The organism is Pseudomonas sp. NPDC089530 (assembly GCF_050280705.1).
Lineage (GTDB): Bacteria > Pseudomonadota > Gammaproteobacteria > Pseudomonadales > Pseudomonadaceae > Aquipseudomonas.
The window spans coordinates 1-25,830 of record NZ_JBNNVU010000077.1 but is presented as its reverse complement, the minus strand read 5'-3'; the positions used below and the strand labels follow the sequence as shown (position 1 = coordinate 25,830).

General features: G+C 61.0%; 31 protein-coding genes. 28 read left to right on the top strand and 3 right to left on the bottom strand.

Annotated features, from left to right (window positions below):
* From ACQKQA_RS23225 to ispD, 5 genes are all read left to right on the top strand, one after another.
* Positions 1 to 731, top strand: a 731-nt coding sequence (locus tag ACQKQA_RS23225) for a CTP synthase (RefSeq protein WP_427562941.1), incomplete at its 5' end; no start/stop codon positions are given.
* Positions 732 to 736: 5 nt separating this feature from the next.
* Positions 737 to 1,582 carry a 3-deoxy-8-phosphooctulonate synthase gene (gene kdsA / locus ACQKQA_RS23220; protein ID WP_427562939.1) on the top strand — a complete coding sequence of 282 codons (846 nt, stop codon included), beginning with the start codon at positions 737 to 739 and terminating at the stop codon, positions 1,580 to 1,582.
* 158 nt (positions 1,583 to 1,740) lie between these two features.
* Complete coding sequence (eno, locus tag ACQKQA_RS23215; RefSeq protein WP_427562936.1) at positions 1,741 to 3,030, top strand: phosphopyruvate hydratase; 1,290 nt, start codon at positions 1,741 to 1,743, stop codon at positions 3,028 to 3,030.
* Positions 3,031 to 3,202: 172 nt separating this feature from the next.
* On the top strand, positions 3,203 to 3,481 hold the full coding sequence (gene ftsB / locus ACQKQA_RS23210) for a cell division protein FtsB (protein WP_011059544.1): 279 nt from the start codon (positions 3,203 to 3,205) through the stop codon (positions 3,479 to 3,481).
* Positions 3,478 to 4,185: a 2-C-methyl-D-erythritol 4-phosphate cytidylyltransferase gene (gene ispD, locus ACQKQA_RS23205; RefSeq protein WP_427562933.1), complete on the top strand. Its 708-nt coding sequence runs from the start codon at positions 3,478 to 3,480 to the stop codon at positions 4,183 to 4,185. The genes ftsB and ispD overlap by 4 nt, the downstream gene beginning before the upstream one ends.
* A 165-nt stretch (positions 4,186 to 4,350) precedes the next feature.
* Here the strand turns inward: ispD and ACQKQA_RS23200 are convergent, their stop codons facing one another.
* Entirely contained in the window at positions 4,351 to 5,247 is an 897-nt protein-coding gene (locus ACQKQA_RS23200) for a LysR substrate-binding domain-containing protein (protein WP_427562930.1), read from the bottom strand.
* 106 nt (positions 5,248 to 5,353) lie between these two features.
* Between ACQKQA_RS23200 and ACQKQA_RS23195 the strand changes: the two genes are divergently transcribed.
* The 8 genes from ACQKQA_RS23195 (at position 5,354) to rpoS (ending at position 12,464) form a co-directional block, all read left to right on the top strand.
* Positions 5,354 to 6,466, top strand: coding sequence for an S-(hydroxymethyl)glutathione dehydrogenase/class III alcohol dehydrogenase (locus ACQKQA_RS23195; protein WP_427562927.1), 1,113 nt, complete (start codon positions 5,354 to 5,356; stop codon positions 6,464 to 6,466).
* An 8-nt stretch (positions 6,467 to 6,474) separates the two neighbouring features.
* The gene (gene fghA, locus ACQKQA_RS23190; protein ID WP_427562924.1) at positions 6,475 to 7,320 is read left to right on the top strand and encodes an S-formylglutathione hydrolase; all 846 of its coding nucleotides are present in this window, start codon (positions 6,475 to 6,477) and stop codon (positions 7,318 to 7,320) included.
* Positions 7,321 to 7,372: 52 nt separating this feature from the next.
* Positions 7,373 to 7,846 carry a 2-C-methyl-D-erythritol 2,4-cyclodiphosphate synthase gene (gene ispF / locus ACQKQA_RS23185; protein WP_427562921.1) on the top strand — a complete coding sequence of 158 codons (474 nt, stop codon included), beginning with the start codon at positions 7,373 to 7,375 and terminating at the stop codon, positions 7,844 to 7,846.
* Positions 7,843 to 8,901 (top strand): tRNA pseudouridine(13) synthase TruD, encoded by a 1,059-nt coding sequence (truD, locus tag ACQKQA_RS23180; RefSeq protein WP_427562918.1) that lies wholly within the window; start codon positions 7,843 to 7,845, stop codon positions 8,899 to 8,901. The genes ispF and truD overlap by 4 nt, the downstream gene beginning before the upstream one ends.
* The gene (gene surE, locus ACQKQA_RS23175; RefSeq protein ID WP_427562915.1) at positions 8,889 to 9,638 is read left to right on the top strand and encodes a 5'/3'-nucleotidase SurE; all 750 of its coding nucleotides are present in this window, start codon (positions 8,889 to 8,891) and stop codon (positions 9,636 to 9,638) included. Before truD ends, surE begins: the two co-directional genes overlap by 13 nt.
* A gap of 41 nt (positions 9,639 to 9,679) precedes the next feature.
* The gene (locus tag ACQKQA_RS23170) at positions 9,680 to 10,315 is read left to right on the top strand and encodes a protein-L-isoaspartate(D-aspartate) O-methyltransferase (protein ID WP_427562947.1); all 636 of its coding nucleotides are present in this window, start codon (positions 9,680 to 9,682) and stop codon (positions 10,313 to 10,315) included.
* Between the two features lie 209 nt (positions 10,316 to 10,524).
* On the top strand, positions 10,525 to 11,358 hold the full coding sequence (locus tag ACQKQA_RS23165; RefSeq protein ID WP_427562912.1) for a peptidoglycan DD-metalloendopeptidase family protein: 834 nt from the start codon (positions 10,525 to 10,527) through the stop codon (positions 11,356 to 11,358).
* A 101-nt stretch (positions 11,359 to 11,459) separates the two neighbouring features.
* Entirely contained in the window at positions 11,460 to 12,464 is a 1,005-nt protein-coding gene (gene rpoS / locus ACQKQA_RS23160; protein WP_045885371.1) for an RNA polymerase sigma factor RpoS, read from the top strand.
* 507 nt (positions 12,465 to 12,971) lie between these two features.
* Here the strand turns inward: rpoS and fdxA are convergent.
* Entirely contained in the window at positions 12,972 to 13,295 is a 324-nt protein-coding gene (gene fdxA, locus ACQKQA_RS23155) for a ferredoxin FdxA (protein WP_007924025.1), read from the bottom strand.
* Positions 13,296 to 13,437: 142 nt separating this feature from the next.
* Positions 13,438 to 16,017 carry a DNA mismatch repair protein MutS gene (gene mutS, locus ACQKQA_RS23150; RefSeq protein ID WP_427562908.1) on the bottom strand — a complete coding sequence of 860 codons (2,580 nt, stop codon included), beginning with the start codon at positions 16,015 to 16,017 and terminating at the stop codon, positions 13,438 to 13,440.
* Positions 16,018 to 16,201: 184 nt separating this feature from the next.
* On the opposite strand from mutS, the gene ACQKQA_RS23145 reads away from it, so the two are divergent.
* From ACQKQA_RS23145 to ACQKQA_RS23075, 15 genes are all read left to right on the top strand, one after another.
* A complete protein-coding gene (locus ACQKQA_RS23145; protein ID WP_427562905.1) occupies positions 16,202 to 16,936 on the top strand; it encodes a LexA family transcriptional regulator in 735 nt (244 codons plus the stop codon).
* A gap of 541 nt (positions 16,937 to 17,477) precedes the next feature.
* Complete coding sequence (locus tag ACQKQA_RS23140; RefSeq protein ID WP_427562944.1) at positions 17,478 to 17,666, top strand: Com family DNA-binding transcriptional regulator; 189 nt, start codon at positions 17,478 to 17,480, stop codon at positions 17,664 to 17,666.
* Between the two features lie 8 nt (positions 17,667 to 17,674).
* Entirely contained in the window at positions 17,675 to 18,256 is a 582-nt protein-coding gene (locus ACQKQA_RS23135) for a DUF642 domain-containing protein (protein WP_427562902.1), read from the top strand.
* Between the two features lie 66 nt (positions 18,257 to 18,322).
* Entirely contained in the window at positions 18,323 to 18,670 is a 348-nt protein-coding gene (locus ACQKQA_RS23130) for a phage holin family protein (RefSeq protein ID WP_427562899.1), read from the top strand.
* Positions 18,671 to 18,836: 166 nt separating this feature from the next.
* Positions 18,837 to 19,601: an N-acetylmuramoyl-L-alanine amidase gene (locus tag ACQKQA_RS23125; protein ID WP_427562896.1), complete on the top strand. Its 765-nt coding sequence runs from the start codon at positions 18,837 to 18,839 to the stop codon at positions 19,599 to 19,601.
* Between the two features lie 102 nt (positions 19,602 to 19,703).
* On the top strand, positions 19,704 to 20,228 hold the full coding sequence (locus tag ACQKQA_RS23120; RefSeq protein WP_427562893.1) for a hypothetical protein: 525 nt from the start codon (positions 19,704 to 19,706) through the stop codon (positions 20,226 to 20,228).
* A 3-nt stretch (positions 20,229 to 20,231) separates the two neighbouring features.
* On the top strand, positions 20,232 to 20,843 hold the full coding sequence (locus ACQKQA_RS23115) for a phage baseplate assembly protein V (RefSeq protein WP_427562891.1): 612 nt from the start codon (positions 20,232 to 20,234) through the stop codon (positions 20,841 to 20,843).
* A gap of 10 nt (positions 20,844 to 20,853) precedes the next feature.
* Positions 20,854 to 21,186 carry a phage baseplate protein gene (locus tag ACQKQA_RS23110; protein WP_427562889.1) on the top strand — a complete coding sequence of 111 codons (333 nt, stop codon included), beginning with the start codon at positions 20,854 to 20,856 and terminating at the stop codon, positions 21,184 to 21,186.
* The gene (locus ACQKQA_RS23105; RefSeq protein ID WP_427562886.1) at positions 21,183 to 22,178 is read left to right on the top strand and encodes a baseplate J/gp47 family protein; all 996 of its coding nucleotides are present in this window, start codon (positions 21,183 to 21,185) and stop codon (positions 22,176 to 22,178) included. Before ACQKQA_RS23110 ends, ACQKQA_RS23105 begins: the two co-directional genes overlap by 4 nt.
* Positions 22,175 to 22,909: a phage tail protein I gene (locus ACQKQA_RS23100; RefSeq protein ID WP_427562883.1), complete on the top strand. Its 735-nt coding sequence runs from the start codon at positions 22,175 to 22,177 to the stop codon at positions 22,907 to 22,909. Before ACQKQA_RS23105 ends, ACQKQA_RS23100 begins: the two co-directional genes overlap by 4 nt.
* Positions 22,906 to 23,436 (top strand): hypothetical protein, encoded by a 531-nt coding sequence (locus ACQKQA_RS23095; protein WP_427562880.1) that lies wholly within the window; start codon positions 22,906 to 22,908, stop codon positions 23,434 to 23,436. Before ACQKQA_RS23100 ends, ACQKQA_RS23095 begins: the two co-directional genes overlap by 4 nt.
* Before the next feature lie 129 nt (positions 23,437 to 23,565).
* The gene (locus ACQKQA_RS23090; protein WP_427562878.1) at positions 23,566 to 24,348 is read left to right on the top strand and encodes a phage tail protein; all 783 of its coding nucleotides are present in this window, start codon (positions 23,566 to 23,568) and stop codon (positions 24,346 to 24,348) included.
* A gap of 2 nt (positions 24,349 to 24,350) precedes the next feature.
* On the top strand, positions 24,351 to 24,653 hold the full coding sequence (locus ACQKQA_RS23085) for a hypothetical protein (RefSeq protein ID WP_427562875.1): 303 nt from the start codon (positions 24,351 to 24,353) through the stop codon (positions 24,651 to 24,653).
* Between the two features lie 86 nt (positions 24,654 to 24,739).
* Complete coding sequence (locus ACQKQA_RS23080; RefSeq protein WP_427562872.1) at positions 24,740 to 24,961, top strand: hypothetical protein; 222 nt, start codon at positions 24,740 to 24,742, stop codon at positions 24,959 to 24,961.
* Between the two features lies 1 nt (position 24,962).
* Positions 24,963 to 25,830, top strand: an 868-nt coding sequence (locus ACQKQA_RS23075) for a phage tail protein (RefSeq protein WP_427562869.1), incomplete at its 3' end; no start/stop codon positions are given.

The following is a 25,830-nucleotide window of genomic DNA, read 5'->3' as shown; positions in this document are numbered from 1 at the left end:
TGGACGCCTACAAGTCGCTGATCGAAGCGATGAGTCACGCCGGCATCACCAACCGTACCAAGGTCAACCTGCGCTACATCGATTCCGAAGACATCGAGAACCAGGGCACCGCGCTGCTGGAAGGCGTCGATGCGATCCTGGTTCCAGGCGGCTTTGGTCTGCGCGGCGTGGAAGGCAAGATCACCGCCGTTCAGTACGCTCGTGAAAACAAGGTGCCTTACCTGGGTATCTGCCTGGGCATGCAAGTGGCCGTGATCGAGTTCGCGCGTAACGTCATGGGCTGGAAAGACGCCAACTCCACCGAGTTCGATCGCGCCAGCGGTCACCCGGTCGTTGGCCTGATCACCGAGTGGGCCGATGCCACCGGCGCGGTCGAAACCCGTACCGAAGCGTCCGACCTGGGCGGCACCATGCGTCTCGGCGCTCAGGAATGCCTGCTCGAAGCCGGCTCCAAGGTGCACGATTGCTATGCCAAGGACGTGATCGTCGAGCGTCACCGTCACCGTTACGAAGTGAACAACAACCTGCTGCCTCAGATGATCGAAGCCGGTCTGAAAATCTCCGGTCGTTCCGCCGATGCTGCGCTGGTTGAAGTGGTCGAGGCTCCGGATCATCCATGGTTCGTCGCCTGCCAGTTCCATCCGGAGTTCACCTCGACGCCACGTGACGGCCATCCGCTGTTCAGTGGCTTCGTCAAGGCGGCTTTGGCTCAACACCAGAAGAAGGCGTAACCCCGATGGCACAGAAGATCATCCGCGTCGGCGACATCGAGATTGCCAACGACAAGCCCATGGTCCTGTTCGGCGGCATGAACGTGCTGGAAAGCCGCGACATGGCGATGCAGGTCTGCGAAGAGTACGTGAAGGTCACCGAAAAGCTCGGTATCCCTTACGTGTTCAAGGCCAGTTTCGACAAGGCCAACCGGTCTTCTGTGACCTCTTATCGCGGTCCTGGCCTGGAAGAGGGCATGCGCATCTTCCAGGACATCAAGCAAGCCTTCGGCGTGCCGATCATCACCGACGTCCATGAACCGCACCAGGCGGCAGCTGTCGCCGAGGTCTGCGAGATCATTCAGCTGCCGGCCTTCCTGTCGCGCCAGACCGACCTGGTGGTCGCGATGGCCAAGACCGGCGCGGTGATCAACATCAAGAAAGCCCAGTTCCTCGCACCCCAGGAAATGAAACACATCCTGAGCAAGTGCGAAGAAGCGGGTAACGATCAGTTGATCCTGTGCGAGCGTGGTTCGAGCTTCGGTTACAACAATCTGGTAGTGGACATGCTCGGCTTCGGCATCATGAAGCAGTTCGAATACCCGGTGTTCTTCGACGTGACCCACGCGTTGCAGATGCCTGGTGGCCGCGCCGATTCGGCCGGCGGTCGCCGCGCCCAGGTCACTGACCTGGCCAAGGCCGGCATGAGCCAATCTCTGGCCGGCCTGTTCCTGGAAGCGCACCCGGCCCCGGACAACGCCAAATGCGACGGTCCATGCGCCCTGCGCCTGAACAAACTCGAACCTTTCCTGGCCCAGCTCAAGGCCCTGGACGAACTGGTTAAGAGTTTTCCGACGGTAGAGACCGCGTAACACCCATTTCTCCGGTAAAGTACCGCACGATTAATTGCTCAGGCCCGCGGGCCTGAGCCTTATCGTCCGCAAGTCCGCCCCCTGTTTCCTGCTTGCCGACGGTAAAAGAGATTCCCTTCAGCTGCGTCGTTTTCGTCAACTTTGGAGTGTTTACAACAATGGCAAAAATCGTCGACATCAAAGGTCGTGAAGTTCTCGACTCCCGTGGCAACCCCACCGTCGAAGCGGACGTGCTTCTCGATAACGGCATCATCGGCAGCGCTTGCGCGCCGTCCGGTGCTTCCACCGGCTCCCGTGAAGCGCTGGAGCTGCGTGATGGCGACAAGAGCCGTTACCTGGGCAAGGGCGTGCTGAAGGCCGTCGCCAACATCAATGGCCCGATCCGCGACCTGCTGCTGGGCAAAGACCCAAGCGACCAGAAAGCCCTCGATCAGGCCATGATCAAGCTGGACGGTACCGACAACAAGGCAACCCTGGGTGCCAACGCGATCCTCGCCGTTTCCCTGGCTGCGGCCAAGGCAGCAGCACAGGACCAGGACCTGCCGCTGTACGCGCACATCGCCAACCTGAACGGCACCCCGGGCGTCTACTCGATGCCGGTACCGATGATGAACATCATCAACGGTGGCGAGCACGCCGATAACAACGTCGACATCCAGGAATTCATGGTGCAGCCAGTGGGCGCCAAGTCCTTCTCCGAAGGCCTGCGCATGGGCACCGAGATTTTCCATCACCTCAAGGCCGTGCTGAAGGCCCGTGGCCTGAGCACTGCGGTAGGTGACGAAGGCGGTTTCGCGCCGAACCTGGCTTCCAACGAAGACGCCCTGAAAGTGATCTCCGAAGCCGTGGCCAATGCCGGTTACAAGCTGGGCACCGACGTGACCCTGGCCCTGGACTGCGCGGCCAGCGAGTTCTTCGAAGACGGCAAGTACAACCTGTCCGGCGAAGGCCAGGTGTTCACCGCCGAAGGTTTCGCCGACTACCACAAAGGCCTGACCGAGCGTTACCCGATCATCTCCATCGAAGACGGCCTGGACGAATCCGATTGGGCTGGCTGGAAGATCCTCACCGACAAGATCGGCGAGAAGACCCAGCTGGTGGGCGACGACCTGTTCGTGACCAACACCAAGATCCTGAAAGAAGGCATCGACAAGAAGATCGCCAACTCGATCCTGATCAAGTTCAACCAGATCGGCACCCTGACCGAAACCCTGGAAGCTATCCAGATGGCCAAGGCGGCCGGTTACACCGCCGTGATTTCGCACCGTTCCGGCGAAACCGAAGATTCGACCATCGCCGACCTGGCTGTGGGTACTTCGGCTGGCCAGATCAAGACCGGTTCGCTGTGCCGTTCCGACCGCGTATCCAAGTACAACCAATTGCTGCGTATCGAAGAGCAATTGAACGGCAAGGCCAAATACAACGGCCGCGGCGAGTTTCGCGGTTAAGCGGTAGATGGTAAAAAGACACCGGATTGTGTCGGGAAAATCGCTACAGCGAGTTTTTTGCCACTAATCTGATGCCTTAAGAGCACAAGCCTGGTTCTTCCAGGCTTCGTGCTATCAGTAGGTTCGAAGTTGTTGGCATGGCTGTCTTTTTTCACTGGATACCCGATATTCGATGCGCAGTCCCAATTGGTTGTTCCTCGTCTTGCTCTTGCTGCTGGCTGGCCTGCAGTACCGCCTGTGGGTGGGGAATGGCAGCCTGGCGCAGGTAGCCGACCTGACTCAGCAAATTGCCGATCAGCACGCTGAAAACGAGCGTCTGCTGGAGCGTAATCGTGTACTCGACGCGGAAGTCATGGAATTGAAGAAAGGCATGGAGACCGTGGAAGAACGGGCTCGTCATGAACTGGGCATGGTCAAGGAGGGCGAGACCCTCTACCAGTTGGCCCAATGATTCAGTCGTTACCGGCCTTCTGGGCCGTGATTCCTGCAGCGGGCGTCGGTGCCCGTATGGCCGCGGACCGTCCCAAGCAATACTTGCAACTGGGCGGGCGCACTATTCTCGAACACAGCCTCGGCTGTTTCCTCGACCACCCTTCCCTGAAAGGGCTGGTGGTCAGCCTGGCGCTTGACGATCCTTACTGGCCGACCCTGGCCTGTGCCCATGACTCGCGGATTCAGCGAGTCGAAGGTGGCGCGGAGCGCTCCGGCTCGGTCCTCAACGCCTTGCTCCATCTGCATGCCCAGGGCGCTGCCGATGAAGATTGGGTGCTGGTCCACGATGCCGCGCGACCAAACCTGTCCCGGGATGACCTGGACAAGCTGCTGGGCGAACTGGCGGACGACCCGGTGGGCGGCTTGCTCGCGGTGCCGGCCCGCGACACCCTGAAGCGGATCGACAAACACGGGCGTGTCCTGGAAACCGTGGATCGCAGCCTGATCTGGCAAGCCTATACGCCGCAGATGTTCCGTCTTGGCGCCTTGCATCGTGCCCTGGCCGACAGCCTGGTGGCGGATGTGACGATAACCGACGAGGCGTCGGCGATGGAGTGGGCCGGCCAGGCGCCACGCCTGATCGAAGGGCGCGCGGACAACCTCAAGGTGACCCGTCCGGAAGACCTGGAATGGCTGCGTCAGCGTTGGGCCAATCGTCGATAGCTCTGGTATCAGCCTGCATTACTGGTAGGCGATCCGACTTGCGCGCGATGACCGCGTCGCCGAATGCCTGGCTCACCGCGTTATCGTTCATCGCGCGCAAGCTGCGCTCCTACAGAAGATCACCCCAAGTCCTGTAGCAAGCTGTTTGCGATCAGATCCCAGGGTTCAACCACAATACTCCGGCCGCTTGGCCAGCCCTTCCTTGAGATAATCCACCAGCTTGCGCACCTTGGGCGACAGATGCCGTTGCTGCGGATACAGCGCCCACACCGCGGTATTCGGCGGTTGATGCGCCTCGAGCAGGGAAATCAGCGTGCCCTGATGCAAGTGCTCCAGCACGTAGTAATCCGGCAGCTGGCAGAGGCCTACCCCCTGCAAGGCCGCATCCAGCACCGCCTGCCCGCTGTTGCAGCGCCAGTTGCCTTGCACCCGCTGGGAAAACTCCCGGCCGTCCTGCTCCAGTTGCCAGATATCCGAGCTGCCTATCAGGCAGTTGTGGCGGCTCAGCTCCGACAGGCTGTGGGGGCGACCGTAGCGCTCCAGGTAAGACGGCGAGGCGCAGAGGTACATGCGCCGCGGCGCCAGGCGGGTTGCCACCAACCGTGAGTCCTGCAGGCGGCCGAGGCGAACCGCGAGGTCGAGACCCTCGTGCACCAGATCCAGGGGGCGGTTGCTCAGCTCGATATCCACCCGCAACTGTGGGTAAAGCCCCATGAAGCTGGTCACCAGTGGCACGATGAAACGCTCGCCATAGGCCACCGCGCAGGTCATGCGCAGCATGCCCTTAGGCTCGCTCGCCAGGTCGCCCACCGCGCGCAGCGCTTCTTCGCGCCCGTCCTGCAGGCGCTGGCAATGCTGCAAGAAGGTCTGCCCGGCTTCGGTCAGGGTCACCCGGCGAGTACTGCGATACAGCAGGCGGGTCTGCAGTCGTTCTTCCAGGCGGACGATCTGCCGGCTGATATGGGACGACGACACCCCAAGGCGCTCCGCCGCGGCGGTGAACTGGCTGCATTCGGCCACGGCGACGAACTCGTCGATGCCTTCCCAGCGGTTCTCGTTCATGGTGATTATCCCTGTGCGGCAATAATGTTTTGCTTTTGTCCGGATTATTCATCGCTCGGCGCTGTTTTACACTCCTTGTCTCGTTTTTATTCGCTGGAGACCCAGGATGATCAAGTCGCGCGCTGCCGTTGCCTTCGAGGCCAAGAAACCCCTTGAGATCGTTGAAGTCGATGTGGCCATGCCCAAGGCTGGCGAGGTGTTGTTGCGGGTCGTCGCTTCCGGCGTTTGCCACACCGACGCCTACACCCTGTCCGGCGCCGACCCGGAAGGCATCTTCCCGGCGATCCTCGGTCACGAAGGCGGTGCGGTGGTCGAGGCCATCGGCGAGGGCGTGACCTCGGTGGCCGTGGGCGATCATGTGATCCCGCTGTACACCCCGGAATGCGGCAAGTGCAAATTCTGCCTGTCGGGCAAGACCAACCTGTGCCAGGCGATCCGCGCCACTCAGGGCAAGGGCTTGATGCCCGACGGCACCACCCGTTTCTCCTATAAAGGCCAGCCGATTTTCCATTACATGGGCACCTCGACCTTTTCCGAGTACACCGTGCTGCCGGAAATCTCCGTGGCCAAGATCCAGAAGGAAGCGCCGCTGGAGAAGGTCTGCCTGCTCGGTTGTGGCGTGACCACCGGGATCGGTGCGGTGATCAATACCGCCAAGGTCAAGGCCGGCGACACCGTGGCGATCTTCGGCCTGGGCGGCATCGGCCTGTCGGCGGTGATCGGCGCGGTGAAAGCCAAGGCTGGCCGAATCATCGCCATCGACATCAACCCGGCCAAGTTCGAAATCGCCAAGCAACTGGGCGCCACCGATTGCGTGAACCCGAAAGACTTCGACCGGCCGATCCAGGAGGTCATCGTCGACATGACCGACGGCGGCGTGGACTTCTCCTTCGAGTGCATCGGCAATGTCCAACTGATGCGTGCCGCGCTGGAGTGCTGCCACAAGGGCTGGGGCGAGTCGGTGATCATCGGCGTGGCCGGTGCCGGCCAGGAAATCGCCACCCGTCCGTTCCAGCTGGTGACCGGTCGTGTATGGCGCGGTTCGGCGTTCGGCGGCGTGCGTGGCCGTTCCGAGTTGCCAAGTTATGTGGAAATGTCCCAGACCGGCGAAATCCCCCTGGACACCTTCATCACCCACACCATGGGCCTGGAGGACATCAACAAGGCTTTCGACCTGATGCACGAAGGCAAGAGCATCCGTAGCGTCATCCATTTCTGAGGTCGGCCATGAGTCTGGAAAACCTGTCCTGCCAGAAAAGCTTCGGCGGCTGGCACAAACGCTACAAGCATCATTCCGAGGTGCTGGGCTGCGACATGGTGTTTGCCGTCTACCTGCCGCCGCAGGCGGAGCAGGGCGGCAAGCTGCCGGTGCTGTACTGGTTGTCCGGCCTGACCTGCACCGACGAGAACTTCATGCAGAAGGCCGGCGCCCAGCGCCTGGCCGCCGAGCTGGGGTTGATCATCGTCGCGCCGGACACCAGCCCGCGCGGCCCCGGCGTGCCGGGCGACCCGGACGGCGCCTGGGACTTCGGCCTGGGGGCGGGGTTCTACCTCAATGCCACCCAGCAACCCTGGGCCGAGCATTACCGCATGCATGACTATGTGGTGCAGGAGCTGCCAGCCCTGGTCGAGGCGCATTTCCCGGCCTCGGACAAGCGCGGTATCAGCGGTCACTCCATGGGCGGGCACGGGGCTCTGGTCTGCGCGCTGCGCAACCCGGGGCGCTACCAGTCGGTGTCGGCCTTCGCGCCGATCAGCAACCCGATGGATTGCCCCTGGGGGCAGAAAGCCTTTTCCCGCTACCTGGGCGAAGAGCGTTCCCGCTGGCGCGAATGGGATGCCAGCGTGTTGATCCAGGAAGCCAGCGAAAAGCTGCCGCTGCTGGTGGACCAGGGCGATCGTGACGATTTCCTGGCCAATCAACTCAAGCCGGAAGTGCTGCAACAGGCGGCGAAAGCCGCCGGTCATCCGCTGACGTTGCGCCTGCAACCGGGCTACGACCACAGCTATTTCTTCATCGCCAGCTTCATTGACGACCACCTGCAGCATCATGCGCGCGCTCTGGGCGCCTAATGTCCGCCAAAGCAGGTAGAATCACGCCCTGACTCAATCAGGGCGTTTTTTTATGCGTATTGGCCACGGCTACGATGTGCACCGTTTCGCTGAAGGCGATTTCATCACTCTGGGCGGCGTGCGTATCGCACACAGCTTCGGGCTGCTCGCCCATTCCGATGGCGACGTGCTGCTGCACGCTCTGAGCGATGCCTTGCTGGGCGCGGCTGCGCTGGGCGACATCGGCAAACACTTCCCGGACACCGATCCGCAGTTCAAGGGCGCCGACAGCCGTGCGCTGTTGCGTCATGTCGTCGCACTGGTCCATGCCAAGGGCTGGAAGGTCGGCAACGTCGATAACACCATCGTGGCCCAGGCACCGAAGATGGCGCCCCATATCGAAACCATGCGCGGGCTGATTGCCGCGGACCTGCAGGTCGAGCTCGATCAAGTGAACGTCAAGGCCACCACCACCGAAAAGCTCGGTTTTGTCGGGCGCGAAGAAGGCATCGCCGTCCATTCCGTTGCCTTGTTGCTGCGCGCATGAACGAACTGCAACTGCTGGGCCCACGGGCCTATGGCGAAGCCCTGGGCAGCGCGGTACTGAAGGCCACTGCCGAAGACTTCCAGGTCGACGAAGTCCTGGATACTCCACTGACCGGCGAAGGCGAACACCTGTGGTTGTGGGTGGAAAAGCGCGGCCTGAACACCGAGGAAGCGGCGCGGCGGATTGCCAAGGCGGCGGGGGTGCCGTTGCGCACCGTCAGCTATGCCGGCTTGAAGGACCGCCAGGCGTTGACCCGGCAGTGGTTCAGCGTGCAACTGCCTGGCAAGGCCGATCCCGATCTGGCAGCGGCTGAAAACCACACGCTGAAGATCCTCAAGCAGGCCCGCCACAAGCGCAAGTTGCAACGCGGTGCCCATGCGGCCAACGGCTTTACCCTGCGCCTGACCGAACTCAAGGCCGACAAGGCCGGGATCGAAGAGCGCCTGCAATTGATCGCCAAGCACGGCATCCCCAACTATTTCGGCGCCCAGCGTTTTGGCCATGACGGCGGCAATTTGGTGGATGCCCGCGCCTGGGCGGCCCGCAAAGCCTTGCCGGAGCAACGCAACGTGCGTTCGCGGCTGCTGTCCACCGCGCGCAGTTATCTGTTCAACCGGGTGCTGGCGGCGCGCGTCGCCGATGGCAGTTGGCAGCGCGCCCAGGTCGGCGACCTGCTGGCTTTCACCGACAGCCGCAGTTTCTTCCCGGCTGGCGAAGCCGAATGCAGCGATCCGCGCCTGGCCATCCTCGACCTGCACCCCACCGGGCCGCAGTGGGGGGAGGGCGAGTCGCCCGCCGCCGGGGCGACGCATCGGCTGGAACAGCAGGTGGCTGCCAGCGAAGCGGACCTGCGCGATTGGTTGATTAACGCCGGAATGAGCCACGAACGTCGCATCCTGCGGCTGCCCATTGGCGGGTTGACGTGGCATTATCCCGAGCCTGACATTCTGCAACTGGAATTCGTCCTGCCGGCCGGATGCTTCGCCACCGTATTGGTGCGTGAACTCGTCGATCTGGTGCCGGTGGGGCAGACGGACAGCCCATGCGTATTCTGATTTCTAACGACGATGGTGTAGCAGCACCCGGTCTCGCCGCGCTTCATGCTGCGCTGGCGGATTACGCCGAGTGCGTGGTGATCGCCCCGGAGCAGGACAAAAGCGGCGCCAGCAGCTCGCTGACGCTCGACCGTCCGTTGCATCCGCACACCTTGAGTAATGGTTTCATCAGTCTCAATGGCACACCCACCGACTGCGTGCACCTGGGCCTCAACGGGCTGCTGGAGCGCGATCCGGACATGGTGGTGTCCGGCATCAACCTCGGGGCGAACCTGGGTGACGACGTGCTGTATTCCGGCACTGTCGCCGCGGCCTTGGAAGGGCGTTTTCTGGATCTTCCGGCGTTTGCCTTTTCGTTCGTTTCGCGTCAGGTGGACAACCTGCCGACGGCTGCCCATTTCGCGCGTAAACTGGTGGAGGCCCATGGCCAACTTGATCTGCCACCTCGCACCGTATTGAACGTGAACATTCCCAATCTGCCCCTCGATCATATCCGCGGCATTCAACTGACTCGCCTGGGGCATCGCGCCCGCGCGGCGGCGCCGATGAAAACCGTGGACCCTCGCGGCAAGGCCGGCTATTGGATCGCCGCGGCGGGGGACGCCGAGGACGGCGGCCCGGGTACGGATTTCCACGCCATCATGCAGGGCTATGTTTCGATTACGCCGTTGCAGCTCGATCGCACCTTCAACGATGCCTTCAGAAGTCTGGACGGTTGGCTGGAGGGACTGCGCTGATGGCTCGCGAGCAGGACGATCTGTTGCGTCGCGGCATCGGGATGACCTCCCAGCGGACCCGCGAGCGGTTGATCCAGCGTCTTTACGATGAAGGCCTGTCCAACACCCAGGTGCTGGAAGTCATTCGGCGCACTCCACGGCATCTGTTCGTCGATGAGGCCCTGGCGCATCGGGCCTATGAAGACACGGCCTTGCCGATCGGGCACAACCAGACGATCTCGCAGCCCTATATGGTGGCGCGCATGAGCGAGCTGCTGCTGGCGGCGGGGCCGTTGGACAAGGTACTGGAGATCGGCACCGGCTCGGGTTATCAGACGGCGGTGTTGTCGCAGTTGGTGGAGCGGGTGTTTTCGGTCGAGCGGATCAAGGTGTTGCAGGATCGGGCCAAGGAGCGCCTGGTCGAACTGAACCTGCGCAACGTGGTGTTCCGTTGGGGTGACGGCTGGGAAGGCTGGCCGGCACTGGCGCCGTACAACGGGATTATCGTGACCGCAGTCGCGACCGATATACCTCAGGCCCTGTTGGACCAACTGGCGCCAGGTGGCCGGATGGTGATTCCGGTCGGCTCCGGCGAGGTACAGCAATTGATGCTGATCATTCGTGAAGAACAAGGGTTTTCGCGGCAGGTTCTCGGCGCTGTGCGTTTCGTTCCCCTGCTTAACGGGCCCCTGGCCTGAGCATTTGTTTAAAACGGGTGAATTCTGTTTGATCGGCTTGGTCTTACAGCGTGATCAATCGGTTAAGCCACATTGAATCCTGATCGATATGCCTGTGCCTGCCGATTTCGCTTTGCCGGGGGTAAAGCGCGGACGGCCGGTTATACTTGCGACACTTCATGCCTGAGCCAGGCACCATTTATCTTCAACCACCACAAAGGGAGCGGCGGGTGAGTCTCACAGTCATTGCGCAGCGTATAGGTACAACAAGCTTTCAGCGACTGGTGATGGGCCTTGTCTTGAGTTCTCTGTTGGTCGGCTGTTCGAGCAATAAGTCGAGCAGCGCCGGGGTCGTCGATCGCACCAGCGCGGTACCGCAGCGCCCGACGGTGACCACAGGGCAATACACGGTTCGTCGTGGTGACACACTGTTCTCGATTGCCTTCCGTTATGGCTGGGACTACAAGGCCCTGGCCGCGCGCAACAATATTGCCGAGCCGTACACCATTCATCCGGGGCAGACCATCCGCTTTGACGGTCGCTCGGGTTCGGCGTCGACAGCGGTGGTTACAAAGTCGGCTTCGAGCGCATCTTCTTCAAGTAAAACCACGGTAATTCGTCGTCCGGCAGGGGCCGCGCCAACGATTGCGAGCCAGCCCGCGCCAGCGCCATTACCGCCTGCAGGCCCCGCGCCAAAGGGCTGGGGCTGGCCTTCGAACGGTATTTTAATTGGAAAATTCTCTTCAAACGGTAGTTTGAATAAAGGCATTGATATCGCCGGGGATTTGGGACAGCCTGTTTTAGCTGCGTCTGATGGGACGGTGGTTTACGCCGGGAGTGGCTTAAGGGGCTACGGCGAACTGGTCATCATCAAACACAGCGATACCTACGTCAGTGCTTACGGCCACAACCGCAGGCTATTGGTTCGGGAGGGGCAGCAGGTCAAAGTCGGACAGACAATTGCCGAGATGGGATCAACTGGTACAGACCGGGTGAAACTGCACTTTGAGATTCGCCGACAAGGTAAACCTGTAGATCCGCTGCAATTCCTGCCACGTCGTTGATCCGTTACCTGTTCCGTCATGTAGGGGGAACAGGTTCCAGCGTTGCCAAGGATAAAGGCGCCGCTTGAGCCTGAGGTCGAACTCACCAAAGGACTATAACAATGGCTCTCAGTAAAGAAGTGCCGGAGTTTGACATCGACGATGAAGTTCTCCTTATGGAGACAGGCATCGCCACTGATTCGATGTCGAATGAGGGATCTGCTGTACCTTCAGTTCGTGCCAAATCCAAACACTCCGCTTCACTGAAACAACACAAATACATTGATTACACGCGGGCGCTCGACGCAACGCAGCTGTATCTCAATGAAATCGGTTTTTCTCCATTGCTCTCTCCGGAAGAAGAAGTGCATTTTGCGCGTCTGTCGCAAAGTGGCGATCCGGCCGGGCGCAAGCGAATGATTGAAAGCAATTTGCGTCTGGTGGTGAAAATCGCCCGGCGTTATGTCAATCGTGGGCTTTCGCTGCTGGACCTGATCGAAGAGGGCAACCTGGGCTTGATCCGGGCGGTGGAGAAGTTCGATCCGGAGCGCGGTTTCCGCTTCTCGACCTATGCCACCTGGTGGATCCGTCAAACCATCGAACGGGCAATCATGAACCAGACCCGGACTATCCGGCTGCCGATTCATGTGGTCAAAGAGCTCAACGTGTACCTGCGGGCAGCACGGGAGCTGACACAGAAACTCGATCATGAACCTTCCCCTGAAGAAATCGCTAACCTGCTGGAAAAACCGGTGGGCGAGGTCAAGCGCATGCTGGGCTTGAACGAGCGGGTTTCTTCAGTCGACGTCTCGCTGGGTCCGGATTCGGATAAAACCCTGCTGGACACCCTCACCGACGATCGTCCTACCGATCCGTGCGAGCTGTTGCAGGATGACGACCTGTCGCAAAGCATCGACCAGTGGCTTTCCGAACTGACCGACAAACAGCGTGAAGTGGTGGTTCGCCGCTTCGGCTTGCGCGGCCACGAAAGCAGCACCCTGGAAGATGTGGGCTTGGAAATCGGGCTTACCCGCGAGCGGGTACGTCAGATCCAGGTCGAAGGTCTCAAGCGTCTGCGCGAGATCCTCGAGAAGAATGGCTTGTCCAGCGAGTCGCTGTTCCAGTAACGGCGCGAGCAATCCAGCGGTGAAAAGCCCCGACTTGTTCGGGGCTTTTTTATGGCGTGCTCATAAGCCGGGGATGAACTTTGTGGAAGGAAGCTTGATCGCTGAAAGAGCATGTAAGCAAAGGCTTACTCTTTCGTAAGTATTCGGGTTTTATGTGGTATGAAAGTTGGCTGTTTGAAATGAAGTTTTTAGTTATCTTGTTGATTAATAACAACTTATTTTGATGCGAGAGCGCTTGTCCGACACTTTTTCTGCCAGTCAGTGCCATTGCTCTGTCATGGAAACTCTCTAATATCAGCCCTGTGTCGACGGATAGACACAGCCATCAAGGATGATGGTCAGGACATCGCAGGATGCGATTCATCAGGACGATGAAAAGGAATACAGGGAATAGGGAAAAAAGGTGGGCGGGTCATACCGCCCCTTTTTTTTGCCTGCGAAAAAGTGGGACCGAATCCCGGGCAGCAAAAAGGCCCGCAAGGGGCCTTTTCAGGGAACGCGGGGTGATCAGCGTTCGAGGTCTTTGATTTTGCCTTTGACGCCATCCCACTCTTCGGCATCGGGCAGGGAATCTTTCTTCTCGGTGATGTTGGGCCAGATCTCGGCCAGCTCAACGTTCAGCTGAATGAACTCCTGCATCTCTTCCGGAACTTCATCCTCGGAGAAGATCGCTACAGCGGGGCATTCAGGCTCGCACAGCGCGCAGTCAATGCACTCATCCGGGTGAATCACCAGGAAGTTCGGGCCTTCGTAAAAGCAGTCCACCGGACAGACTTCTACGCAGTCGGTGTACTTGCACTTGATGCAGTTGTCGGTGACGACGAAGGTCATTTCTAATTTTCTCCTCAGGCGGCGGCAGCGGAGCCCCTTCAGGACGGGGTCGCCAGGTTTGGGAGCGATAGTCTGCGGACCAGGCTAATAGTCCGCAGCATCCCAAACCGCGCGAGATTCTAACAGCTTGAAAGCATCAGCGTTAGATGCGTGTCTTCAATGTATAGAGCATTTCCAGTGCCTTGCGCGGGGTCATGTCGTCCAGGTCGAGCTTGGCCAGGTCATCGAGCACCGGGTGCGGCAGGCTGGCGAACAGGTCGCTTTGTTGCGGAACCGAGGGTTTGCCCGCGGCCGGTTGCGGCGCTTCATGGGGCAGGCTGGTGGTTTCCAGGCGACTCAGATGTTCGCGGGCACGGACGATCACCGCGCTCGGAACCCCCGCCAGCTGGGCCACGGCCAGGCCATAGCTCTGGCTGGCGGGGCCTGGCAGCACGTGGTGCAGGAACACGATGCGCTCGTTGTGCTCGGTGGCGTTGAGGTGCACGTTGGCGACCAGCGGTTCGCTTTCCGGCAGTACCGTGAGTTCGAAATAGTGGGTGGCGAACAGGGTGTAGGCGCGCAACTGGGCGAGACGTTCTGCCGCAGCCCAGGCCAGGGACAAACCATCGAAGGTACTGGTGCCGCGACCTACTTCGTCCATCAGCTCCAGGCTGCGCTCGGTGGCGTTATGCAGAATGTTGGCGGTCTCGCTCATTTCCACCATGAAGGTGGAGCGGCCGCCGGCCAGGTCGTCGCTGGAGCCGATCCGGGTGAAGATGCGGTCCACCAGGGACAGCTCGCAGCTGGCCGCCGGCACGAAGCTGCCAATATGGGCCAACAGCACGATCAGTGCGGTTTGCCGCATATAGGTGGATTTACCACCCATGTTCGGGCCGGTGATCACCAGCATCCGGGTGCGATCGTCCAGGCTCAGGTCGTTGGCCACGAATGGCGTGGTCAGCACCTGTTCCACCACCGGGTGGCGGCCCTGGGTGATGCGCATGCACGGTTCGCTGACGAAGCGTGGGCAATTGAGGTCGAGATTCAACGCGCGCTCGGCCAGGTTGCTCAGCACATCCAGCTCGGCCAGGGCCGAGGCGGTGTCCTGCAGCGGTGGCAGGTGGCCGATCAGGGTTTCCAGCAGTGCGTCGTAGAGCATCTTTTCGCGCGCCAGCGCCCGGCTCTTGGCGGACAGGGCCTTATCCTCGAAGGCCTTGAGCTCCGGGGTGATGAAGCGTTCGGCGCCTTTGAGGGTCTGGCGCCGGATGTAGTCCGCCGGCGCCTGTTCGGCCTGCTTGCTCGGCAATTCGATGAAGTAGCCGTGAATCCGGTTGTAGCCGACTTTCAGGTTGGCCAGGCCGGTTCGGGCCTTTTCCCGGGCTTCCAGGTCGATCAGGAACTGGCCGGCGTTTTCGCTCAGCGATTGCAGTTCGTCCAGCTCGGAGTCGTAACCAGTCTTCAGCACGCCGCCGTCGCGGATCACCGCCGGCGGGTTGTCGATGATGGCTTTTTCCAGCAACGCGGCCAGTTCCGGGTAGGTACTGGTGGTCACCGCCAGTTGGCCCAGGTGCTCGGCTTCGAGCTCGGTCATCGCCACTTGCAGCTCGGGCAGCGCCGCCAGGGCATCGCGCAGGCGCGCCAGGTCGCGAGGACGGGCATTGCGCAGGCCGATCCGTGCCAGGATCCGCTCGATATCGCCGATTTCCTTGAGCTGCGGTTGCAGTCTTTCGAAGCGGTAACCGTCCAGCAGGCAGCCGATCGAGGTCTGCCGCGCCTGCAGGACTTTCAGGTCGCGCAGCGGGCGGTTCAGCCAGCGGGTCAGCAGACGGCTGCCCATGGCGGTCTGGCAACGGTCGACCACCGATTGCAGGGTGTTGTCGCGGCCGCCGGCCAGGTTGGTATCCAGTTCCAGGTTGCGCCGGCTGGCGCCATCGAGCACCACGGTGTCGTCCAGGCGTTCGTGGCGCAGGCTGCGCAGGTGGGGCAGGGCGGTGCGCTGGGTTTCCTTGGCGTAACCCAGCAGGCAGCCCGCGGCGCCGATGGCCAGGGTCAGGTTCTCGCAGCCGAAACCCTTGAGGTCCTGGGTGGAGAACTGCTGGCACAGGCTCTTGTGGGCCGAGTCGCGCTCGAAGTCCCAGGGCGCACGACGGCGCACGCCGCGGCGTTTTTCCGCCGGCAGGCCTTGCGGCCAGTCGTCCGGGATCAACAGTTCCACCGGGTTGATGCGTTCCAGCTCGGCCAGCAGGTTTTCCCAGCCCTTGATCTCCAGGACCGTGAAGTTGCCGCTGGTGATGTCCAGCACGGCGAGGCCGAACAGACGCTCGTCCCCCAGCACCGCCGCGATCAGGTTGTCCCGGCGCTCGTCGAGCAGGGCTTCGTCGCTGACGGTCCCCGGCGTGATGATTCGCACCACCTGGCGTTCCACCGGGCCTTTGCTGGTGGCCGGATCGCCGACCTGTTCACAGATCACCACCGACTCGCCCAGCTTCACCAGCTTGGCCAGGTAGCCTTCGGCGGCGTGATAGGGAATCCCGCACATCGGAATCGCCTGGCCCGCCGACTGTCCGCGCGCGGTCAGGGTGATATCCAGCAGCTTGGCGGCCTTCTTCGCGTCCTCATAGAAGATTTCGTAGAAGTCGCCCATGCGATAGAACATCAGCTGATCAGGATGCTGGTTCTTGAGGCGCCAGTACTGCTGCATCATCGGCGTGTGGGAGGACAGATCGGTGAGCGCTTTATTCATCGGGTCGTCAGGTTGATTCGTTGAAAGGGTGGGCAAGGACGGGGCATGGGCCCGGCTTTTTCGCGATGGGCGCAAGGTTACCATGGGCAGTCCGGCCTTCGCAGGGATGAAACAAGCTGAAAACAGGTGCTTTATGCATGGATATGCATTTTAGCATTTGTCATCGGCGAAAATAACCCGCAATATGCGCATTATGCAAAAGCGCAACGTATCTACCGTCTTAAGAGAGCTGCTCGATCGCGATGGCATTTCCCCCACGGAACTCCATCGGCGTACCGGCGTGCCTCAATCCACCCTTTCGCGGATTCTCAACGGCAAGATTGTCGATCCGTCGGATAAACACATCTCGCGGATCGCCGAGTATTTCCAGGTGAGCACCGATCAACTGCGCGGACGCGCGGCGGTCGCGGTCATCCGGTCGAGCGATCTGCATTCGGAACTCAAGGACATAAGTCTGTGGGACGACGATACCCCCGTCGATGACGACGAGGTGTCGGTCCCCTTTCTTCGCGAGGTTGAATTGGCTGCGGGATCAGGAAGATTCGTCATCGAGGAAAGCGAGCGCTCCAGCCTGCGCTTCGGCAAGCGCAGCCTGCGGCACAATGGTGTGCAGTTCGACCAGGCCAAATGCGTGACGGTACGTGGCAACAGCATGTTGCCGGTGCTGCGCGACGGCGCCACGGTGGGGGTCAATGCCGGCAAGTGCGGCATCGGCGACATCGTCGACGGCGACCTGTATGCCATCAACCATAACGGCCAACTGCGGGTGAAGCAGCTCTATCGCCTGCCTTCCGGCATTCGCCTGCGCAGCTTCAACCGCGACGAACATCCGGATGAGGACTACAGCTTCCAGGATATGCAGGAAGAGCAGATCGTCATCCTCGGTCACGTCTTCTGGTGGGGCATGTACGCCCGCTGATCGCAACCCATAACGCCAAAGCCCGCCATCGAGCGGGCTTTTTTGTGCCTGGCGCACCCTCCAAGCCTTTATTTATGCGACTCTCATGCGCGAATGCATTTCTTGCGAACAAATAAATGCATTTTCGCATTGACCGGATATGCATCTATGCATATTATTCGTCCCAAGCCGCTCAGCAGCGGCGAGCAACACCGCTCTTTAGTGGCAAAAGCAAAGGCAGCGATGAACCGGCCTCGACGGTTCAGAGGGTTGGCAACTGACCCGGGTGTGCAGCGTAAAGCACCAAGAGCAGTTATCCGGCGGGCAGGGACCGCGGTCGGAAAAACAATTTGAATGGACTCGTACCGCGCCAGTAGCGCCGAAAAGTCAGCTTCCTTTTTGTCCGCAGGATGAAAGGAAGGCGAAGGACCGCATTACTGAAAAGCCCGGCGCATTGCCGGGCTTTTTGGAATGCCTACCTGACACACAGGCATCTGGGGGATTCCTCTCTAGATCGCCAACACAAAGGGAAGGATCCGACGAACATCATGAGGCATTGCCGATGTTGAAAGATTGCCGATGTGGACATTGCAAAAGACTGCTCGCCCGGATCGGCGAGCAGGCAGAGCTCCAGATCAAATGTTCCCGCTGCGGAACGCTGAATCATGTGAGGGCCGCGAGCCCCGAGCGATCGCCTGTGAGCGACATGAATGCTGCTTCGGTGGCACGACCCAGTCCATCACACCCATAGGTGAACACATGAAGATCTTGAAAAAATACGTCGCTCCAATTCTGGCAGCCGTTGTGCTGCTGGGCTCCACAGCCAATGCCGTCGCGGCCAATCTGCTGCTCAATGGCAGCTTTGAACAGCCCGGTTGCAGTGGCAACTGTGTTCTGGATACCCCGGCCAAAACCAACTTCATTACCGGCTGGACGACGTTCCTGTCCGGTGCCGAGTACTTCAACGTGCCGGCTTCGCTGGGCGGCTCCGTAGCCGCGGATGGCCTGGTGGTGGTTGACCTGGCGAACTATGTCTATGGCAACGGCGGGGGCATTCAACAGAACTTCGCCACTGTCGTCGGCGCCAAGTACCGACTGACATTCAGTGCCGGTAATTCAAAGTCCTTCGGTCGTTCGGGCGATGGTGTCATCCAGGTCAAAGTGGCTGGCCAGACCGCGACGTTCAATACGCCGACCGCCAAGGGCGTTGCGATCGAGTGGAGCACCCTGACCTACGACTTCACCGCCACTACCACGCAAACGACTCTGGCGTTCTCCAACGAGCAGAATCCGTATGCCAACTTTGCCCTTATCGACAACGTCATTGTTGAACGTCTGTAACTCCCGTTCAGCGGTGCTGTCCTGTTCTCAATCCCTGCCCTCATCAACGCTCCCAGGAGGCGTGACATGACAAACGAGCAACAAGCGTTGCTGGACATGCCGATCTGGCTGGTCATCGTCCTCGCCCTGGTGGGCGGGGTGTCCGGTGAAATGTGGCGCGCCGACAAGGAGGGCGCCCGCGGCTGGTTGCTGCTGCGGCGCCTGGCCCTGCGCTCCGGCGCCTGCGTGATCTGCGGGGTCTCGACCATCATGCTGCTGTATGCCGCCGGCGTCTCGATCTGGACCGCTGGTGCCTTCGGTTGCCTGACCGCCATGGCGGGCGCCGACGTGGCCATCGGGCTGTACGAGCGCTGGGCCGCCAAGCGCCTGGGGGTGTGCGAAGTGCCGCCCAAGGACTCCCGTCCGGACGCCTGAATCACCATCCAAACAGAACGTCGATCCCTTGAATCGACGCTGCCGTGATACCCGCCTGACGCAGGACGCGTACTCGTCTTGGACGAGCTCGATCGGCCCTCCCGACAGGGAGGCGCCCGGTACGGCCCCGTGCCGTGCTTCCTTCCGTTTCAAAGAGAGGCAAACCATGATCCCAATCGACTACAACGGCTATCGCACCCTGGCGCCCTATAACAAGCGCGTGCGCTTTCTGGTGCTGCATTACACGGCCCTGAACTTCGAGGCGTCGGTCAAGGCCCTGACCACTGGCGCGGCGAGCGCCCATTACCTGATCCCGGCGCTGCAGGACCCGACGTATCAGGCCGCGGGTTTCCGGGAACAACGAATTTTCAACCTGGTGGCCGAGGAAGACCGGGCCTGGCATGCCGGTGTCAGCGACTGGGCCGGTCGCAGCGGCTTGAACGACACCTCCATCGGCATTGAGATCGTCAACGAAGCCACCGACGTCAATGGCGTCTTTACCTTCCCGGATTACGAACGCTCGCAGATCGAGGCGCTCAAGCAACTGGCCCTGAATATTCTCCAGCGCTATCCGGACCTGTCGCCGAAAAACGTGGTGGGCCACTCCGACATCGCGGTGGGTCGAAAGTCCGATCCGGGCCCCAAGCTGCCCTGGAAGGAGCTCTACAAGGCCGGCATCGGCGCCTGGTACGACGAGCCGACCAAGAAAGGCTACGTCCAGCGGTTCAAGGCCGAGGGCTTGCCTGAGCGTACCGAGGTGCTCAAAGCCTTCGCCGCCTACGGCTATGGCGTGCCGGCCGAGGTGAGCGATGACTTCTACCGGTCCCTGGTGCGGGCGTTCCAGATGCATTTCCGGCCGAAGAACCATGCCGGGAAACTGGATGTGGAAACCTGCGCAATCCTCTATGCGCTGAACGAGAAGTACAACTGATTCGACCCGATCGGCGCCGACCGTTCGCAGGCCCCAAACCTCCCACGCCTCGGCGCCTCTCCTCAACCCTCTCAAACCTTGATACCCGAACAGGAGCTTTCCATGCCCGCTGTCATCGACAAGCCCTCGCAGCTGTTTTTCGCCATTGCCGAGACCCTGCGCGGGGCGGGCCTTGGGCTCAAGGTCGGCCGTCACCAGGACTTCGACGGAGTGCTCGAGCAGGCCTGGGTGCTGATTGCGCTCGAACGCAACGCCCCGGGTATCCGCAGCCCCGAAGGGCGTAACGCCCATGTGCTGACGGTCGCGCTGCAAGGCGTGGCGGCCGTGGGGGCAGGGCACTCCGGGTTCGCGGCATGCGACCTGATCGGGGCGCTGAAGGGCCTGGCCACGGACAACCGTTGGGGGCTGCCGGCGGCGCAGTGCGATCTGCCGGTGAACATCGACGGTGTGCCTTCGACGCTCGTCCGCGGCGAACAGCAGTACGCCGCCTGGACGCTGTCGTTCACCCAGACGCTGTACCTCGGGCCGCCCCTGCTGGACGACCCGATCGGCATACCGAAGTTCGCCCGCGCCTGGGAGGTGACGAACATCGACGACCCCGACCAATACCAGGCACTGGAGGGCTGACCCATGTTCGACGAACTGCTGCGCCTGCAGCTGGGCCCGATCATCGAGCGCCTGGCGGAAATGGAGGCCGAGCTGGAGGACTTGCACCGCCGGGCGGAAAACCATTGCCGTATCGGCGTGTGCCAGGCGGTCGATGCGGCCAGCAACACCTGTCGGGTCAGCCATGGGGAGTTGCTGACGCCGGCGATCAGGTTCTTCAACCCCAGCGCCGGCGCCCAGAGCGAATCGCGGATTCCTTCCGTGGGCGAGCAATGCCTGCTGTTCAACTACGGCGGCGGCGACAACGGCGCGCAGTCGGTGGCGCTGTTCGGCATCAACTGCGAGCGCTTTCCGCCGGCGTCGAGCCTGACCACCTTGACTCGCCGGCAGTACGCCGATGGCACCCAAAGCAGCTACGACGACGCCGGCCATGTCTTGAACTGGAGCAACGGCCCGACCGCGCTGAACGCCTCCCGCGAAGCGGTGGCGTTGAGCATCGGCCCCGCCCGACTGGCGATGAGGCCCGAGGCGATCGAGCTGCGCCTGGGGGCGGTGGGCATCTTGCTCGACAGCGCCGGCATCCACTTCAGCGGTCCCTTGGTGGAACACCAGGGCCGCGTTATCAGCACTGGATAAGAGGCTTCCCATGATTGGAGTCGATAGAAACACCGGGGCCACGGTCGACGACTGGCTGCAGTTCGTGCAGCGCGCGACCCGCGCCCTGACCACGCCGCTGGGCACCCGGCAGAAGCGCCCACTGTACGGCTCGCTGATTCCCGGCCTGCTGGGCCAGAACCTCGGCGACGACCTGCTGATCCTCGCCCAGAGCCATGCCGCGCAGGCGTTCTACAACGAGCAGAACGGCATCGGCGATTTCGAGCCGCAGGTGATTGTCGCCAGCCGGCGCGGCGCCGGGCTGTTGTTGCGCTTCGCCGGCACCTGGAAAAACCGCCAACAGACGTTCGAGGTCGTGACATGAGCATGCTGATACCAGGGCAAAACCAACTGGCCGAGCCAGCGATCGTGACGGTCGAGGCCTTCGAGGACCTGCTCGCCGAATTCAAGAGCTTCGTCGTCGAATACGTCGGCGCTCGTTCGCCGGACAGCGCAGCCAAGCTGAAGGTCAGCCTGGAGAACGAAAGCGAGTTGCTGAGCATGGCCCTCGAAGCGTTCTGCGTGCGCCTGCAGACCCACGAACGCAAATACAACGCCCGCATCAAGCAGATGCTGGCCTGGTGGGCCACCGGCAGCAACCTGGATGCGCGTCTGGCGGACATGGGCCTGGAGCGGCAGTTGCTCGACCCGGGCGATCCGGCGGCCTTTCCGCCGGTCCCCGCGATCTACGAAAGCGACGACGATGCGCGCCTGCGCTACTACCTGGCGCCCCATGCACCGGCGGCCGGTTCGCGGATGCAGTATCGCCGAGAAGTCTTCACCCTTGGCGAACGACCGACGGTGAAAGTGGACTCCACCGACGCGGGTGTGGTGACGGTCACCTATACCTTCGCCCCGGACGGTTTCGCCGCTCAGGTCAAGGATGGCAACGGCCGCCGCACCGCGCCGGGCGAAGTGCAGGTCACCGTGCTCTCGCGCCACGGCGACGGTACGCCGTCCGCGGACCTGCTCGACGGCGTGCGCCGGCACTTTTCGCGACCGGACGTGAAGCCGGAAACCGATCAGGTCACGGTGCAGGCGGCCGAAATCAAACCCTACAAGATCCGCGTGGTGGCCAAGATCCACCCGGGGCCCGATTCGGGGCTGACCAGGATCGCCACTGAGCAGCAACTCCAGGCTTACGCGAACAGCTGTCACCGCCTGGAAGGGCGAGTGGATCCGAGCTGGATCGACTACACGCTGCATACGGCGGGCGCGGTGCAGCTGGAGATTCTCGAGCCGTTGCAACCGATCGTGACCACGGCTTTCCAGGCGCCCTATTGCACGGGGGTTGAAGTGGAGGTGCGCACCTTATGAGCGACGATACTGCCGGCTTGAGCCTGCTGCCGGCCAACAGTTCAGTTCTGGAAAAGGCTCTCGATCTCGGTTTCGCCCGGCTGCTCGAGCGTGTGGCTCCGCCATTTCCCGAGCTGATGAATCCCACTCGGACTCCTGCGGATTTCCTGCCTTACCTGGCGGCAGATCGCGGGGTCAATGAATGGGATGCGGGCGCCGGTGAAACCGAAAAACGCCTGACCGTCTCGCTGTCCTGGCAGATCCAGCGGCAGGCCGGGACCCACAAGGCCCTGAGCCACGCCGTCGAATCCATGGGGTTCATACCCAACATCGCCGCCTGGTACGAGCAGCGACCGCAGGGCCATCCCTACACCTTCGATGTGCAGGCAATCATCGGCCGGGACTGGTCCAGCGGCGACCACAACCGCCTGATACGCCGTATCAACGCCGCGAAGAGCGAGCGCGACGACGGCACCATCACCATCGTCCACCCGACCACGGGTGGACTGCGACTGGCGGTGGGGGCCGATCCTGGCCTGAGCATTGGCGATGACAGCCCGCCTGGGGCCTTGCCCGAGGTCAAGCTGCGTGGAGTGCTGGCCGTGAACGGCGGCGCGACTACACCGCTGAGCGATGGCGAACTCTGTCTCGATGGAGCGCTGCCTGAATTCGGCCCCGGCGCCCGGCTTAACAACGCTGGGGTTTCCCAGCACAACACCATCAACGACTACGACCTCAGGGCGCAGCTATGACAGAAGACATTACGCGCTTGGTTCGCTTCACTTCCGCCGGTCTGGATGAAGTGTTGGCGGCAAAGAACCAAGGCTTGAAAGGACAGATCACTCACATCGGGGCCGGTACCGGCCGCTATAACCCGGACGGCTCGGAAACCGCCCTGCGCAACGAGCGGCAGCGGGTGGCGATTGTGGATTACGAGGACCTGGGCGACCGGCAACTCAGAATGGCCGCGTTGTTTGATGGCGAGGATGAGTATGAAATTGGCGAGTTCGGCTTTTATCTCGCCAGTGGGACCTTGTTGGCCGTGTATTCCTCTGCCGGAAAGTTGCTGACTTACAAAGCGGCGGCGGCGCGGGTGCTGCAGAAGTTCACGCTGGATATTTCGCCGTTGCCGGCGGATAGCGTGACGATTGTTGTGGGTAATGAAAACCTCAACGTATTGTTGGCTGAAGAGATCGCACTCTTGGCGGCAGCCTCCATCGACAATATGTCACGTCATGTGGACTTGATGTGGCGTGTGAGGTCTTTGGAAGCTAAATAACGAAGGCATGTTCAGTGTTCTTTGATGTTGCCAGGTTACCAGATATCTTATCTGGCGTGTGTTTTTCATAAGTGCGCGGCGTGTTTTTACGCGGGCATCTTGAATATAAATTGGATTTATGGGGCATATATGGGAATCGAAACGACCATCACGAAAGTAGTGGATGCATGTAACAAGCTGACAGAGGCGGTCACTAATCAAATCGGCAAGATCGATGCGCGCGTGGATACTGCATTAAATCAGTTCACCAGCTGGCGTAATAGTGTCCAGGCCAAGGATATCAATGGTCGGGCATCTTATACGCAAGTGATTGATCTGACGGGGCTGTCGACAAATATCTTTTATCCTGTCTGGTGGCGGATGCCGGGCAACGAGGAGGGGATATCTGAGATTGTGATTTCTCGGTTCTATAGTCGAGACACCGAGAAAAACCCATTTAATAACAACTTCGAAACTCATGTGGCAGGTTTGAATCTGCAAATGGAGGGATGTGGAATTCCTTGGAACGGTGATGCAAATTTCTTGACGATGAAGCGCATCTCGCAAACTTATCGAGAGACTGTTCGCCGAGTGGAGTTTGGCATGCTGAGTATTGCCAGACCTGTTACCGGGGTTAAGCCTATGTGGAACGGCATTGTCCCCGGGACCTTGATCAATTCTTCGCAGGAGTCCGGATGCTATCTGCGCGGGGGGCTTTCTTATGCCGTCACCAAGAGTTTTTCAAGTCCCGTGAGCTATAGCCGTGTTGAAACTGAAGTGAAGATCAGTGAGGCGGTCACGTCAGAGCACGAAATCTCCTGGTATGTAAAGCCGTACGCAATCGGTGCTAAAGAGCTGAATGAAACCTACCCGGAAAACAGAATGGCTTACACCCTCGACAACGATAAACGTTACGCAGCCAAGAGCGCTTAAATATGACTGGTTATATCAATAAACTCGTAACCGTTTCGGGTGAAACGCTGATCAATGTGCCGGCAGACCGGCCCACACTGGTTGCGCTTGGATTCAGTGATCTGCGTGCCGACGAAATCTGCCTGGAGGCGGAGCGCACAACAATCCTGGAAAATGTGCTTGCTGCCCGACGCACTCTGTATGTCACTGAAGCGGACCCCCTGTTCCTCGAGTGGCAATACGACGAAACCCCTGAAAAGGAAAAGGCCTGGCGCGACAAGGTTGCTCAAATCAAGGCGCTCTATCCACTGCCTGATCGTACTTGACCCCTCACCGCGAAAGCGGTTTTTTTTCGCCCGCACAAAGCCCCGCAGAGGGGCTTTGGTGCTTTTGCGTCTGGAGAAATTCATACATGTCCATCCGCCAGCAATACACCGTCCTTGTGCCGTTCCCCACCGGTGGCGGCCACTGGTCGAGCGTTGGCCAAAAGCTTGAACTGCTCGATGTCGAGGCCAGTGCCTTGCGTGCCGCCGGCCGCCTGGAACTGAGCAGCGTCTTTGTGGCGCGCCAATCGGCCGAAGCGGCCACCCCATCCACCGCGGCCAAGAAGGCCGCCACCAAGAAGGCTGAATAATATGGCTGAGGTTCTGAACTTCGAGCACAACGGCATTACCGTCAATGCCACCGAATCCCCCGAGGCCATGGGTGGCCTGGGCGACAACGTCATCGGTCTGGTCGGCACCGCGCCGAAGGCCGACCCGCTGATCCCGCGCAATGCGCCGTTCCGCATCAACAGCTTCACCACCCAGGCCCTGCTGGATCCGACCGGCGCCGAGTCGGGCACCCTGTTCCAGGCGGTGTACCAGATCCTCAAAGTGGTCAAGGTTCCGGTCTATGTGGTGATCGTCGAAGAGGGCGCGACCCCGGCCGACACCCTCAACAACGTGATCGGCGGCATCGACGCCACCACCGGCCGTAAGCTCGGCCTGGCGGCCCTGGGCAGTGTCCCGGAAGACCTGACCATCATCGGCGCGCCGGGCTTCACCGGCACCAAGGCGGTGGCCGGCGAGTTCGCCTCGTTCGGCAAGCGCATCAAGGCCCGTGTGGTGCTGGACGGCAAGGACGCCTCGGTCGCCGACCAGGTGACCTACAGCAAGGAGCTGGGCGGCGCGGACCTGGGTTTCGACCGCTGCCTGGTGGTGCACAACATGCCGGCCGTCTACTCGAAAGCGGCGAAAAAGAACGTGTTCCTGGCGCCGTCGAGCCTGGCCATCGCCGCCCTGGCCAAGGTCAAGCAGTGGGAAAGCCCGGGCAACCAGGTGACCTACGCCGAAGACGTGTCGCGGACCGTGGAATACAACATCCTCGACACCTCCACCGAGGGCGACCTGCTCAACCGCTACGGCGTCAGCTACTACGCCCGCACCATCCTCGGCGGGCCGTCACCGTATTCGCGGTGGGGGTGGTGGCGTTCTCTCATGTTCTCTTCCTCCTGTTCGGTTA

Excerpts from the sequence above, each read along its gene's own strand:
- kdsA (WP_427562939.1), top strand. The coding sequence starts at position 737 with ATGGCACAGAAGATCATCCGCGTCGGCGACATCGAGATTGCCAACGAC.
- eno (WP_427562936.1), top strand. The coding sequence starts at position 1,741 with ATGGCAAAAATCGTCGACATCAAAGGTCGTGAAGTTCTCGACTCCCGT.
- ftsB (WP_011059544.1), top strand. The coding sequence starts at position 3,203 with ATGCGCAGTCCCAATTGGTTGTTCCTCGTCTTGCTCTTGCTGCTGGCT.
- ispD (WP_427562933.1), top strand. The coding sequence starts at position 3,478 with ATGATTCAGTCGTTACCGGCCTTCTGGGCCGTGATTCCTGCAGCGGGC.
- ACQKQA_RS23200 (WP_427562930.1), bottom strand. The coding sequence starts at position 5,247 with ATGAACGAGAACCGCTGGGAAGGCATCGACGAGTTCGTCGCCGTGGCC.
- ACQKQA_RS23195 (WP_427562927.1), top strand. The coding sequence starts at position 5,354 with ATGATCAAGTCGCGCGCTGCCGTTGCCTTCGAGGCCAAGAAACCCCTT.
- fghA (WP_427562924.1), top strand. The coding sequence starts at position 6,475 with ATGAGTCTGGAAAACCTGTCCTGCCAGAAAAGCTTCGGCGGCTGGCAC.
- ispF (WP_427562921.1), top strand. The coding sequence starts at position 7,373 with ATGCGTATTGGCCACGGCTACGATGTGCACCGTTTCGCTGAAGGCGAT.
- truD (WP_427562918.1), top strand. The coding sequence starts at position 7,843 with ATGAACGAACTGCAACTGCTGGGCCCACGGGCCTATGGCGAAGCCCTG.
- surE (WP_427562915.1), top strand. The coding sequence starts at position 8,889 with ATGCGTATTCTGATTTCTAACGACGATGGTGTAGCAGCACCCGGTCTC.
- ACQKQA_RS23170 (WP_427562947.1), top strand. The coding sequence starts at position 9,680 with ATGACCTCCCAGCGGACCCGCGAGCGGTTGATCCAGCGTCTTTACGAT.
- rpoS (WP_045885371.1), top strand. The coding sequence starts at position 11,460 with ATGGCTCTCAGTAAAGAAGTGCCGGAGTTTGACATCGACGATGAAGTT.
- fdxA (WP_007924025.1), bottom strand. The coding sequence starts at position 13,295 with ATGACCTTCGTCGTCACCGACAACTGCATCAAGTGCAAGTACACCGAC.
- mutS (WP_427562908.1), bottom strand. The coding sequence starts at position 16,017 with ATGAATAAAGCGCTCACCGATCTGTCCTCCCACACGCCGATGATGCAG.
- ACQKQA_RS23145 (WP_427562905.1), top strand. The coding sequence starts at position 16,202 with ATGCGCATTATGCAAAAGCGCAACGTATCTACCGTCTTAAGAGAGCTG.
- ACQKQA_RS23140 (WP_427562944.1), top strand. The coding sequence starts at position 17,478 with ATGTTGAAAGATTGCCGATGTGGACATTGCAAAAGACTGCTCGCCCGG.
- ACQKQA_RS23135 (WP_427562902.1), top strand. The coding sequence starts at position 17,675 with ATGAAGATCTTGAAAAAATACGTCGCTCCAATTCTGGCAGCCGTTGTG.
- ACQKQA_RS23130 (WP_427562899.1), top strand. The coding sequence starts at position 18,323 with ATGACAAACGAGCAACAAGCGTTGCTGGACATGCCGATCTGGCTGGTC.
- ACQKQA_RS23125 (WP_427562896.1), top strand. The coding sequence starts at position 18,837 with ATGATCCCAATCGACTACAACGGCTATCGCACCCTGGCGCCCTATAAC.
- ACQKQA_RS23120 (WP_427562893.1), top strand. The coding sequence starts at position 19,704 with ATGCCCGCTGTCATCGACAAGCCCTCGCAGCTGTTTTTCGCCATTGCC.
- ACQKQA_RS23115 (WP_427562891.1), top strand. The coding sequence starts at position 20,232 with ATGTTCGACGAACTGCTGCGCCTGCAGCTGGGCCCGATCATCGAGCGC.
- ACQKQA_RS23110 (WP_427562889.1), top strand. The coding sequence starts at position 20,854 with ATGATTGGAGTCGATAGAAACACCGGGGCCACGGTCGACGACTGGCTG.
- ACQKQA_RS23105 (WP_427562886.1), top strand. The coding sequence starts at position 21,183 with ATGAGCATGCTGATACCAGGGCAAAACCAACTGGCCGAGCCAGCGATC.
- ACQKQA_RS23100 (WP_427562883.1), top strand. The coding sequence starts at position 22,175 with ATGAGCGACGATACTGCCGGCTTGAGCCTGCTGCCGGCCAACAGTTCA.
- ACQKQA_RS23095 (WP_427562880.1), top strand. The coding sequence starts at position 22,906 with ATGACAGAAGACATTACGCGCTTGGTTCGCTTCACTTCCGCCGGTCTG.
- ACQKQA_RS23090 (WP_427562878.1), top strand. The coding sequence starts at position 23,566 with ATGGGAATCGAAACGACCATCACGAAAGTAGTGGATGCATGTAACAAG.
- ACQKQA_RS23085 (WP_427562875.1), top strand. The coding sequence starts at position 24,351 with ATGACTGGTTATATCAATAAACTCGTAACCGTTTCGGGTGAAACGCTG.
- ACQKQA_RS23080 (WP_427562872.1), top strand. The coding sequence starts at position 24,740 with ATGTCCATCCGCCAGCAATACACCGTCCTTGTGCCGTTCCCCACCGGT.